Source organism: uncultured Bradyrhizobium sp. (assembly GCF_936928535.1).
In the GTDB taxonomy this organism is placed as follows: Bacteria; Pseudomonadota; Alphaproteobacteria; order Rhizobiales; family Xanthobacteraceae; genus Bradyrhizobium.
Window position 1 is genome coordinate 236,921 of the sequence record NZ_CAKZHY010000095.1, and the last position, 11,590, is coordinate 248,510.

Genomic DNA, 11,590 nt, shown 5'->3' on the forward strand with positions numbered 1-11,590 from the left:
ATGTTGGCGTTGCAGCATCACTCCAGCGCCGGCCCCGGCCACACGGGCCTCGGCCGGCAGAACATCAGCTCGCCCAATACCAGGCCAGCGCGTTCCAGGATTCCGTGCGCGTATTGCCATTCGGCACGAAACCGTTGATTCCCTTCTTGAGGCCTTCGACCGCATTGTTCTGGTACAAAGGAAGGAAGGGTAGATCGCGACGGACAAGTTCCTGGATGCGAGCGTAGATCACGCGCCGCGCTTCCGGATCGAAGATGCGTGCGCCCTGGTCGAGGAGGGCATCGACCTCCGGGTTTGCGTATTGCGCAGTGTTCGAGCCGCGACCGCCCTTCGCTGCGATCGAGCGCGAGTGCAGGCGATTGGTGACATCAGGGTCGGCGCCGATCAGATACGAGCTGCCGACGATCACGGAATCGAATTGCGATTGCACCCAAAAATCGCCCCACATCACGGCGGCGGGCAGGTTCGATATCTTCATCTCAACGCCGAGTTGCGCAAAGGTCTGCTGCAGGAACTGCTGCACCTGTTCGCGAAGGGGATCGCCCGACGTGGTCGAATTGGTAAAGGACAGGCGAACGCCGTTCTTGGCACGAATGCCGTCCGCGCCCTTTGCCCAGCCGGCCTGGTCGAGGATCTTTCCCGCGCGATTCAAGTCGAATTGGTGCAGGGGCAGATTGGCGTTGAAAAAGAAGGACTGCCGCGGCATGAACGTCTCTGTCGGCACCGGCACTCCATAATAGAGCCCCTGGATGATCGCCTCCTTGTCGATCGCCGCGTAAAGCGCCTCGCGAACGGCAAGTTCCTTGAACTGCGGCCGCTCGAGGTTCAGGTAGAAGGATTCGAACGAGGTCCTTGGAACGAGTGTCACCACACGGTTCGGTAGCGTCTTGGCTTCCCCATAATGATCAGGCGTGATGTAGGGCTGACCCACGAGATCAATGTCGCCGCTCTTGAACTGGGTGTAGAGGACGGTGAGATCGGGAATGTATTTGAAGACCAGCCTCTCGATGTGAGGACCTTCACCGAAATAGTCGGGGTTGGCCACAAGTTCGAGATGATCGCCGGCGACCCGCTGGCCCCACTTGAACGGTCCGGTGCCGACCGGCGCCTGATTGAAGGCGGCGTTGTTCGGATTGGCCTCCTTCTCGAGGATGTGCTTGGGGACGATGAAGGTTTCGGTCAGGAAGGACAAATAAGGCGCAAAGGGCTCTTCCATTCGCCACGAGATCTCCGTCGGCGAGATCACCGTGATGTCGCGCACCAGGGCATGGCCGGCGGTGCGCCAGCTGCGGAAGTTGGGATTCACGATCAGCTCGAGTGTGAACTTCACGTCCTCGGCGTTGAACGGCGTGCCGTCGTGCCAGCGAACGTCGTCACGCAGGCGGATGCGCCACTTCAGACCGTCCTCCGAGATTCCGCCATTCTTCAGGTCCGGTACTTCCGCCGCAAGGTTAGGCTGAATGACGCCTTGAGGATCGATGCGGAAGAGCGCATCGAAGACCGAGAAATGCACGCCATCATCGACTTCGATGTGTACCATCAGAGGATTGAAGACGGTCGGCTCTTGCCCGAGCCCGACGATCACCCGGCCGGTCGGCTTCTCCGCAGAGGTACGTGCGAAGGCGGGCTTGCCTAAGAGGTTCGGCGTCATGAAGACAGCAGCTCCGCCGAACGCCACCATCCGCAGGGCATCGCGCCGCGAGTAGTTCGATGAATCCGCAGAACGCTTGGTCATAACGTCTCTCCTTGCTTGGGGTATTCGACGTAGCCATCATGTTGGAGCATGCCCCCGGGCTGCTCGCCGGGGATCGCTGCCACCAGTTCACGCGTGTAACTGGATTTCGGGTCGAGGAAGATCTGGGACGGCGGTCCGCGTTCCACGATCTGTCCTCGATGCATGACCGCGATTTCATCGCAGATCTGGCTGGCGACGCGCAGATCATGCGTGATAAAGATCATCGAGACGCCCGTCTCGCGCTGAATCTGGTCCAGCAGCTTCAGGATCTGGGCCTGGATCGATACGTCAAGCGCAGAGACCGCTTCGTCGGCAATCAGCAGCTTTGGTTTGAACATCAGAGCCCGGGCGATGCCGATGCGCTGGCGCTGCCCGCCGGAGAACTCGTGCGGATAGCGATCGAAAGCCCCTGAATCCAGGCCGATATGGGACAGAAGCTCCCGCGCCCGCTCACAGGCTTCGCTGTAGCGCATCCCATGCGCGACCGGACCAACTGTCAGAATTTGCCCGACCGTCGACCGCGGATTGAGCGAGGCAAAAGGATCCTGGAAGATCATCTGAATTTTTGGCCGCAGCGGCCGAAACTTGGCTTCGGAAAGCTGAGCAAGGTCGCGACCCTCGAACAGAATCGAGCCGCTGTCGCTCTCCATAAGCTTGATCAGCAGCCGGCCGAGCGACGATTTTCCCGAGCCGCTTTCGCCGACGACGCCCAACGTGCGCCCCGACGCTAGATCGAAAGTGACGCCATTGACCGCGGGCACGATGCGCTGCCTACGGAAAAGTGCGCTGCCGCTGCGATAGGTCTTTACAAGGCATTCAACCTTCAGGATGGGTCCCCTATCGGCAGCATCCAGCGGAGCACGGTCCGTGCCGGTCAGGTGCGGCACGGCCGCGATCAGGCGCCGCGTATAGAGGTGGCTTGGCGACGTCAGCACCTGTTCGGCACTACCCTGCTCCACGCAATGGCCTTTCTCCATCACCACAACGTAGTCGGCGATCTCGGCCACGACGCCGAAGTCATGGGTGATGAACATGATGCTCATCCCCTTGCGGCGCTGAATGTCGCGGATCAATTTGAGGATCTGCGCCTGCGTCGTCACGTCCAGTGCGGTGGTTGGCTCATCTGCAATCAGGATCGCGGGCTCTAGAGCCAGAGCCATGGCGATCATCACGCGCTGCCGCTGTCCGCCCGAAAGGCGGAATGGATACTGGTGATACATGAGCTGCGGATCGGGCAGACCCACTTCAATCAACAAGTCGATCGCCCTGCTGCGACGGGAGACCGGCGTGCCGACATCGTGTGCGACCATCACCTCCTCGATCTGCGCGCCCACAGTCATCAGCGGGTTGAGCGCCGAGAGAGGGTCTTGAAAGATCATTGAAACGACGCGGCCGCGCAGGCCTCGGAGCTTGTGGGGCGAGAGGCCGACGATGTTGACCCCATCCAGGTGGATCGCACCAGAGGAGACCCGGATCGCCTTCGGCAGAAGCCCCATGATCGCGTTGGCGGTGACCGACTTGCCCGATCCGGATTCCCCGATGATACAGAGAATCTGTCCACGTTTCAGATCGAAGGAGATGTTCTCGACGGCGTGGGTCCGCTCCATTCCTTCAGGCAGACTGACGGTCAGCTCGCGCACAGACAGCGCGACATCGGCGGGGCTTGCCAGCTGGATGCCAGAGGCCATAAGAGCATCCTCTCCTTTCACGCCAGTGCCGCCATCTTGTTGCGGCCGGCGCCTTCGGATCCTTGCGCCCGCACGCTCCCTAGGCAGGTCGATGATTCGCCGCTCAACTTGCCGTTCCTTCATTGGAGGCTGCGACATGATTCAGGTCTCTTCGCGCATGAAGCAAGAGCTGTTGCTCAGAGCGCAGCGCCGACCCAATCGGCCATTTCGATCAAAGCGAACCTCAGCTGACATCCGCGTCATGACTTGATCGCTTCTGCGAAGGCCTGCTTCTGGACACGGCTCATGCAAGTTGCCCTTCCCGCGGACCTTGGCCGATCGATCGATTGGTTCTGCCGATCTTGACGATTTGAATCACCCCGGAGTCGCCGAAAACGGCATCGAAGCAGCAGGAACTTCTGAAAACGTAGTCCGATTTGGCATTTCGGTCTGCGCCGCCGGCCCTGCCGTGGCGCTTGCCAGGAAGCGCGCAATGGATCGCAGAAGCGCGTGCATCGGTCTCGCCGCTGCAAGCTGCAACGCAAGCAAAGTATTTTCGCAATAATTGCCTATGTCAAAGGCAGTAAACCGCAGGATATTCGGTCTCATGACCAAAGTCCGCGGCGCCTGCCGCAATTCCTCGGTTACGCTACGCAACCACCGGAGATCCCAGTCCGATGAGCGCGCCGCTCCTGCATATCGAATCCAGTCCATCCCTGCCTCGTGAGGCGGACGTGGTCGTCATCGGCGGCGGCGTCGTGGGCGTGTTCACGAGCTACTACCTCGCCCGTCGCGGCCTCAAGGTTGCCTTGCTCGAGAAGGGCCGCGTCGCCGCCGAGCAGTCCAGCCGCAACTGGGGATGGTGTCGGCAACAGAACCGCGACGCTCGCGAGTTACCGCTTGCGACCAAGAGCCTCGATCTCTGGGAGAGAGTCGCCGAGGAGACCGGTGAAGATCCGGGTTTTCGCCGCTGCGGGCTGTTGTATCTATCGAACGAGGAAAGCGAGCTGGTGGGCTGGGCCAGGTGGCGAGACTTCGCCAGAACGGTGGGCGTCGCGACGCACATGTTGAGTGCGGAAGAAGCGAACGAGCGAGGCAAGGCGACGGGCCGCAAGTGGAAGGGTGGCGTCTTCTCTCCAACGGACGGAACGGCAGATACCTCAAAGGCGGTCCCCATCGCCGCGCGCCTGATCATGGCGGCGGGAAGCACAGTGCACCAGCAATGCGCGGCGCGCGGCCTGGAGCTCAATGGCGGCCGGGTCAGCGGCGTGGTGACCGAAGCCGGCACGATCCGGACGAAAACGGTGGTCATGGCAGGAGGCGCCTGGGCGTCTTCGTTCTGTAACCAACTGGGAGTTCGTTTCCCGCAGGCATCCGTGCGCCAGTCCATTCTCGCCGTCGCCCCCGGCGCCGCCAGCCTGCCTGATGCTCTTTACACCGGGCTCGTCTCGCTCACCCGGCGGGGCAATGGCGGATACACGCTCGCGATCAGTGGGCGGGCGCGAGTTGACCCGACGCCGCAGCAATTCAGATTCGTCCGCGAATTCCTGCCCATGTTCGCTCGCCGGTGGCGAAGTCTCAGCCCTGGGGCTTTCGAGGGACTGCGGCAGGGCCATGAAACCCTGGCTAAATGGCGGCTGGATGAGGTGACGCCGATGGAGCTGAACCGGACGCTCGATCCTCGCCCCGACATGAAGCAGATTCGGGCGACGCATCGACGAGCCTGCAGGCTGCTGCCGGCACTCGAGCATGTCGAAATCTCGAATGTCTGGGCCGGCTACATCGACAGCACACCGGACGGCATCCCCGCCATCGGCGAAGTTCAGTCGATTCCAGGGTTCATCCTGGCCGCGGGCTTCAGCGGCCACGGCTTCGGGATCGGCCCAGGGGCCGGGCATCTGATCGCAGACATCATTACGGGCAGCGCGCCAATCGTCGACCCCCGCCCCTACCGGCCGGAGCGGCTGAAGATGAACGCCTGGGGCAAGGTCAGCGAGTTCTAGGATGCAGTTTCTGCCCCGGTGGGAAAAAATGCTGGTTGGTGTTATGACAACGCGTATGACGCTGAAGCCTCGAAGCCTTGACGCCGCCCTCGGCTCCATCTCATGGCATTGCTATGAAGCTCGATAAGCTCGACATCAGGATTTTATGCGAACTGCAGAAGAACGGGCGGATTTCCAACGTCGAGCTCGCAGAGCTGATAAACCTATCCCCGAGCCCGTGCCTGATGCGAGTCAAGAGGCTCCAGTCGGAGGGTTTCATCACCGGCTATTCCGCCCAGATCGATGTTGCCAAGCTCGGACAAACTCTAACCGTCTTCGCTGAAATCACCCTCAAGAATCACCGGCAGATCGATTTCGCGCGCTTTCTCACGACGATCGAAAAGATTGATTCCGTCGTCGAGTGCCATCTCGTTTCGGGCGGATACGACTATCTCGTCAAGTTCATCACGGCAGGGATCAGCGAATACCAGGCGGTCATGGAACGCCTGGTCGAGATGGATATCGGCATCGACAAATACTTCAGCTTCGTCGTGTTAAAGTCGCCGATCGTGAAATCCCATCTGCCGCTCGAAAGCATCTTCAACAGCTGAAGAGCGATCTGGCGACCGACGTGCAGGCACATGATCATCGCCTCATCGCCGCGCGAACGTCCTTGTCTTCGAGCGTCTGATCGAGCGTCTTCCTGGTCCGCTCGATGATGCCGTCGATGTCCGCATCCGTGCAGCACAGCGGCGGCGCATAGCCCAGCACGCCTTGCGCGAAGGCACGGATGACGAGACCGTTGTCCCAAGCGCGGTCAAAAATGCGGCGCGCCGCATCGGCTTCCGCCGGCAGCGGCGTTTTGCGTTCCTTGTCGGTGACGAGCTCGATCGCGGCCAGCATGCCGCGACCCCTGACATCGCCGACAAGCGGATGATCCGCCAGCGCGCGAAGACCCTCCATCAGGCGGTGCCCGGCCTTGCGGCCGTTCTCCAGCAAACCGTTTTCGTAGAGGTCGAGGCACGCGAGCCCGACAGCTGCGCTGACCGGATGGGCGGAATAGGTGTAGCCGTGACCGACGGCCGCCTTGCCGGCGCCATCGGCAATGGTGTTGTAGACGCGGTCGGACATCAGAACGGCTCCCATCGGGACATAGCCAGACGTCAGTCCCTTTGCCACGGTCATGAGATCCGGCACGACGTCGTCCTCTTCACAAGCGAAGAGCGGACCGACACGGCCAAAGCCGGTGATAACCTCATCGGCAATGAACAGAATGTCATGCTCCTTGCAAACAGCGTGCATGGCCTTCAGCCAGGACGGCGGCGGAACGAGAACGCCCCCCGAGCCCTGTATCGGCTCGACATAGAAGGCGGCAACGCGATCCGCGCCCAGTTCGGCGACTTTCGTCCGCAGGGCCGCGACCGACGCATCGATGATCGCCTGCGGGTTCGGGCCGACGGGATTGCGATAGGCATAATGCGACGGGATTTTGTGCTGCCAGCTATGGGGCACCCCGAAGCCCGCATGAAAGGCCGGTAGCGCGGTCAAGCCGGCCCCTGCCGTCGACGATCCATGGTAGCCAGACTCGAGCGAAATGAACTGATCCTTCTGTGGCGTCCCTTTGGCATGATAATAGTACCGAATGAACCGGATCGTGCTGTCGACGGCATCGGAGCCGCCCAAGGTGAAATAGACATGGTTCAGATCGCCAGGCGCCAATTCAGCCAGCCTCGCGGCGAGCCGGATGGCCGGGTCGGAACCCAACCCGAAATAACCCGTCGCATAAGGCAGTTCGCGGAGCTGCCTCGTCGCGGCTTCAATGATGCTGTCCTGTCCGTAACCGGCATTGACACACCACAGGCCGGCGAAGCCGTCCAGCAATTGATGGCCCGAGACATCGGTCAGCGTCGCGCCCCTGCCTGACTTCAGCACGCGAACGCCCGTCGCCTCGTGGCTGCGATAGGATGAGACCGGATGAATCAGATGCGCGCGATCGAGTTCAATCAGCGAGTTGCTCAACATGTTGTCCTCCAGATCAACCGCGGCGCTTGTGCGGCCACCACGATGTTCTCGCACTCAACATAGGATGACCAAGACAGCAGTTGCTCCCGGGCTGGACATGGACGAAGAGCATTTCGACTGCCATTTCCGATCGGCGCCGCATCTTATGCCAGCATCGGCCCGCGCCAGGCATTGGCGCTCAGATCGGAGGGCGCCTTTTCGTGCAACTCTCTGCTATAGCTCCGATCCGCTTCGACACAATCTGCTCCCGGTCGCCGCGACATCGGTGCTTTATCTTGTCGGGTGCTCGCTATGCTCTCTGTCGTACCGGCAAGCGGTGCAAGAGATCGCAAGGATTGGAGCTATGGCGACGTTCAGACCCAAATACATCACCTTCGACTGCTACGGCACGTTGACGAATTTCGACATGGCCGGCGCGGCCACGCGCGTCTACGGCTCGGAGCTCTCGCCAACGGCCATGGCAAAGCTGATCAAGGATTTTTCAGCCTACCGCCTGGACGAGGTTCTCGGCGCCTGGAAGCCGTATTTCGAGGTCGTTCACAATGCGCTGGAGCGCGCGTGCAAGCGCAACGGCATCGTGTTTCGGCCGGAGCATGCCAAGCGCATCAACGACGAGATCCACACCTGGGGGCCGCATGCCGACGTCCCGGCGGGTCTGGCCAAAGTTGCCACGGAGATTCCGCTCGTCATCCTATCGAATTCGATGAAAAATCTGATCATGTCGAATGTGGACAAGCTCGGCGCTCCCTTCCACATGGTCATCACAGCGGAGGAGACCGGCGCCTACAAACCACAGATGAAGGGCTTCGAGTACATGCTCGACAAGCTTGGCTGCGGCCCGGAAGACATTACCCACGTTTCCTCTTCCTTCCGCTACGACCTGATGACCGCCTACGATCTCGGCATCAAGAGCAAGGTCTGGGTGAATCGCGGTCACGAGCCCGCAAACCCCTTCTATGAATACACAGAGGTCGCTGACATCGGAGGGCTCGCCGCGGCAGTCGGTCTCGAGCCCCTGCGCAAAAGCGCGTGACGATCGCTTCGGAATCTTCGCCGAGAATCAAACCTCGAGCTGCAAACGAAAACGGGGGCGGTTAAGCCGCCCCCTTTTCCTGTTTCAGCGGCAGATTCGACGGCTGCTCAGACCAGCCCGCCAACATGGAGCGCCTTGGTCTCGAGATATTCTTCGATCCCGAGCTGGGATCCCTCCCGTCCAAGGCCCGACTGCTTGACACCGCCGAACGGCGCAACCTCCGTCGAGATCAGGCCGGTGTTCAGGCCGACCATGCCGAACTCCAGCGCCTCGGCAACGCGCCAGGAGCGCTTGAGGTTTTCAGTGTAGAAATACGCGGCAAGGCCGAACGGCGTGCCGTTGGCGATCGCAATCGCCTCGTCCTCGGTCTGAAACCAAAAAAGCGGAGCGACCGGCCCGAACGTCTCTTCTGAAGCGAGCAGCATCTCAGTCGTCGCACCACCGAGCACGAGAGGCCGGGCATATTGCCGACCTTCCGGCACCGCCTCACTCTGCGCGATGATCTTTGCGCCCTTATCCAGGGCGTCCATGACGTGCCGCTTGATCTTCTCGATCGCCGCACGGTTGATCATCGGCCCGATTACGACCCCCTCTTCGGTGCCGGCTCCGACCTTCATTTTGGCGACCTGGCTGGCGAGCTTCTGTGCAAAGGCGTCGTAAATGCCGGATTGAACGAGAATGCGATTGCAGCAGACGCATGTCTGCCCGCCATTGCGGAATTTCGACGCAATCGCCCCCTCGACGGCGCGATCGAGATCGGCATCGTCAAAGACGATGAACGGTGCATTGCCACCGAGCTCGAGGCTGAGCCTCTTGATGTTGTCGGCGGCGCCCTTCATCAGCAACGCACCGACGCGCGTCGATCCGGTGAATGAGATCTTGCGGACGGTTTCGTTGGCCATCAGCTCCTGGCCGATCTCCGCAGGCATGCCCGTCACGATGTTGATCACGCCCGCCGGAATTCCAGCCCGCTCGGCCAGAACGGCAATGGCTAGTGCCGAAAAAGGCGTAAACTCGGACGGCTTGATGACGACGGTACAGCCCGCAGCAAGCGCCGGCGCCACCTTGCGTGTGATCATCGCATTGGGGAAATTCCAGGGTGTGATGATCCCGCAGACGCCGACCGGCTCTTTCAGAACCAGAATGCGGCGATCGACGGTGGGCGCCGGGATTGTCGATCCGTTGATGCGGCGGGCTTCTTCTGCAAACCATTTGACGAAGGATGCCCCGTAACGGATCTCTCCGAGCGCCTCAGCAAGCGGCTTGCCCTGTTCCAGCGTCAGCAGAAGCGCCAGATCCTGCTCATGCCGACGCATAAGCTCATACCAGCGCTCCAGCAGCGCTGCGCGCTCTGCATGAGACTTGGTCTTCCACTGCTTGAACGCAGCCGCCGCTGCGTCGATTGCTGCCCTGGTCTCGTCTCGGCCCATATCGGGTATGGTGCCGAGCACTTTCTGGCTGGCGGGATCGATGACATCAACGCTGGCTTTCGTGCTCGCGTCCAGCCAAGTGCCGCCAATCAGCGCTTGCTGGCGAAACAGATCCTTGTCCTTCAACGCAATCATGTGCTTGCTCCTTCTTCGGGCACGACCTCGCCATCACGGCCTTGTTTGCGCGTGGCGAGGCGAAGCCGTCTCGTGCGAGCAGTACAGGACCGCACGCCGCATTTTTCATTGATATTGAAGTGTCTGGCCGCGCTGAATCTGGTCAGGCGTGGACCCGGAGGTCGAATATTCTGAGGGGCCGCTTGATCGTGCTGCCCTCAGCATCGTTTCAGTCATAATGACAGACGTAGATCTTTCGCACTGTCTCGATCGTGCGCCAGATCCCGACGAAGCCAGGTTTCATCACAAAGCTGTCGCCGGCGCGGTACCTCCTGGTCTCGCCACCCTTTTCCTCGATTTCGATGAGGCCCGAGAGAATGTGACAGAACTCGAAGGTGGTGCCCTTGATGGAATGGGTCTCCCCTGGCGTTGCTTCCCAGACGCCGGTCAGCACCTTCTCGCTTTTCGAGGAGTCCTGGGCCCAGGTCTTGAACGATGGATTGCCGGAAATGAGCCGTTCCGGGGCAGGCAAGGCGTTCTTCGGTACGAAATCCGGATTGGCGTCGATGGTGACCAGAAGTGACATGGCATTTTCCTGTTAGTAGCCGAGTGTTCGATCGACTAGGCCGATCGGGTTTTGTCCAGCGCGGTGGCGCCGAATGTTCTCTGTGACGGATTGTGCTGCCGTGTGCGGTTGCGTCACGGACGCGATATGCGGCGTGATGATCACCTTCGGATGGGACCAGAGTGGATGGCTTTCCGGCAGCGGGTCGGGATCGGTCACGTCAAGCATGGCTGCCGTCAGGCGCCCGCTGTCGAGCGACTCGATGAGTGCGTCCTGATCGAGCTGCGGGCCACGGCCGACGTGCAGCAACTTCGCTCCCGCTGGCAGAAGCGAGAAGAGCCCCGCGTTCAGGACGCCGCTTGTTTGCTCCGTCAGCGGAAGAAGACAGACCAAGATGTCCGTTCCTCGCAGGAAGTCGCCAAGCTGATCGTCGCCATGAAAGCAGGTGCCACCCTCAACCACCTTCTTGCCTCGGCTCCAGGCGGCAAGGGGAAATTGAAAAGGTCTCAAGCGGTCGATCGCAGCTTGCGCCAGCATGCCAAGGCCGAGGAAGCCAACACGCCGATCAACCGCCTGGGGCGATGCTAGCGCTTGCCAAACGCCCCTTCTCTGCCGCTCCCGATAGGCCAGCATCTCGCGATGCAGCGTCAATACCCCAAGGACGACGTATTCCTGCATCATACGTAAGATGCCATCCTCGACCATGCGCACGAGTTTCACGTGGCCGGGTATGGCCTCCGGCTTGAACTGATCGACACCGGCGCCGATGGAAAAGAGCACTTCCAGATTACGAAAACGCTCGAGATCGTCGGGCACGTTCCAGGTCAGTAGGTACCGCACCTTTTCCGGGTCGAAGCTCTCGCTGCAATGATGGAATTCCAGATCGGGGAGCTCGCGCGCAAAGACTTGGCGGAAGACTGCGGCCCTCGCAGCATCGGAATTAAACAAGAATGCCATCGGTGCACGCCTCTGCCTAGCTTGGCGTGTGATCGTGCCCCGTCGCGTGGTGTAGCTGGCTGCGGGTCACCGCGTTCACCGGCAA

9 protein-coding genes are annotated in these 11,590 nt (G+C 60.9%); 3 read left to right on the forward strand and 6 right to left on the reverse strand.

The annotated features are described in order from the left end of the window. Positions 1–64: 64 nt before the first annotated feature. Together Q0687_RS18585 and Q0687_RS18590 are read right to left on the reverse strand one after the other, a co-directional pair. The gene (locus Q0687_RS18585; RefSeq protein ID WP_298879457.1) at positions 65–1,735 is read right to left on the reverse strand and encodes a peptide ABC transporter substrate-binding protein; all 1,671 of its coding nucleotides are present in this window, start codon (positions 1,733–1,735) and stop codon (positions 65–67) included. After that, positions 1,732–3,423 carry an ABC transporter ATP-binding protein gene (locus Q0687_RS18590; RefSeq protein ID WP_298879460.1) on the reverse strand — a complete coding sequence of 564 codons (1,692 nt, stop codon included), beginning with the start codon at positions 3,421–3,423 and terminating at the stop codon, positions 1,732–1,734. Before Q0687_RS18590 ends, Q0687_RS18585 begins: the two co-directional genes overlap by 4 nt. A 656-nt stretch (positions 3,424–4,079) precedes the next feature. On the opposite strand from Q0687_RS18590, the gene Q0687_RS18595 reads away from it, so the two are divergent. After that, positions 4,080–5,405, forward strand: a complete 1,326-nt coding sequence (locus Q0687_RS18595) for an FAD-binding oxidoreductase (RefSeq protein ID WP_298879462.1) — start codon at positions 4,080–4,082, stop codon at positions 5,403–5,405. Between the two features lie 113 nt (positions 5,406–5,518). Continuing rightward, on the forward strand, positions 5,519–5,995 hold the full coding sequence (locus Q0687_RS18600; RefSeq protein WP_298879464.1) for an Lrp/AsnC family transcriptional regulator: 477 nt from the start codon (positions 5,519–5,521) through the stop codon (positions 5,993–5,995). A 34-nt stretch (positions 5,996–6,029) separates the two neighbouring features. Here the strand turns inward: Q0687_RS18600 and Q0687_RS18605 are convergent, their stop codons facing one another. Further along, positions 6,030–7,406 (reverse strand): aspartate aminotransferase family protein, encoded by a 1,377-nt coding sequence (locus Q0687_RS18605; RefSeq protein ID WP_298879466.1) that lies wholly within the window; start codon positions 7,404–7,406, stop codon positions 6,030–6,032. A gap of 343 nt (positions 7,407–7,749) precedes the next feature. Here Q0687_RS18605 and Q0687_RS18610 point away from each other — a divergent pair, with 343 nt between their 5' ends. Then, positions 7,750–8,439, forward strand: a complete 690-nt coding sequence (locus tag Q0687_RS18610; protein WP_298879468.1) for a haloacid dehalogenase type II — start codon at positions 7,750–7,752, stop codon at positions 8,437–8,439. Between the two features lie 107 nt (positions 8,440–8,546). On the opposite strand, the gene Q0687_RS18615 is transcribed toward Q0687_RS18610, so the two are convergent. From Q0687_RS18615 to Q0687_RS18625, 3 genes are all read right to left on the reverse strand, one after another. Beyond that, a complete protein-coding gene (locus Q0687_RS18615) occupies positions 8,547–10,004 on the reverse strand; it encodes an NAD-dependent succinate-semialdehyde dehydrogenase (RefSeq protein WP_298879470.1) in 1,458 nt (485 codons plus the stop codon). 208 nt (positions 10,005–10,212) lie between these two features. Next, positions 10,213–10,569 carry a cupin domain-containing protein gene (locus Q0687_RS18620; RefSeq protein ID WP_298879474.1) on the reverse strand — a complete coding sequence of 119 codons (357 nt, stop codon included), beginning with the start codon at positions 10,567–10,569 and terminating at the stop codon, positions 10,213–10,215. A 12-nt stretch (positions 10,570–10,581) separates the two neighbouring features. Beyond that, positions 10,582–11,505, reverse strand: coding sequence for a glyoxylate/hydroxypyruvate reductase A (locus Q0687_RS18625; protein WP_298879476.1), 924 nt, complete (start codon positions 11,503–11,505; stop codon positions 10,582–10,584). Between the last annotated feature and the right edge of the window lie 85 nt (positions 11,506–11,590).

Coding starts and splice junctions, on each gene's coding strand:
- Q0687_RS18585 (WP_298879457.1), bottom strand. CDS start 1,735: ATGACCAAGCGTTCTGCGGATTCATCGAACTACTCGCGGCGCGATGCC.
- Q0687_RS18590 (WP_298879460.1), bottom strand. CDS start 3,423: ATGGCCTCTGGCATCCAGCTGGCAAGCCCCGCCGATGTCGCGCTGTCT.
- Q0687_RS18595 (WP_298879462.1), top strand. CDS start 4,080: ATGAGCGCGCCGCTCCTGCATATCGAATCCAGTCCATCCCTGCCTCGT.
- Q0687_RS18600 (WP_298879464.1), top strand. CDS start 5,519: ATGAAGCTCGATAAGCTCGACATCAGGATTTTATGCGAACTGCAGAAG.
- Q0687_RS18605 (WP_298879466.1), bottom strand. CDS start 7,406: ATGTTGAGCAACTCGCTGATTGAACTCGATCGCGCGCATCTGATTCAT.
- Q0687_RS18610 (WP_298879468.1), top strand. CDS start 7,750: ATGGCGACGTTCAGACCCAAATACATCACCTTCGACTGCTACGGCACG.
- Q0687_RS18615 (WP_298879470.1), bottom strand. CDS start 10,004: ATGATTGCGTTGAAGGACAAGGATCTGTTTCGCCAGCAAGCGCTGATT.
- Q0687_RS18620 (WP_298879474.1), bottom strand. CDS start 10,569: ATGTCACTTCTGGTCACCATCGACGCCAATCCGGATTTCGTACCGAAG.
- Q0687_RS18625 (WP_298879476.1), bottom strand. CDS start 11,505: ATGGCATTCTTGTTTAATTCCGATGCTGCGAGGGCCGCAGTCTTCCGC.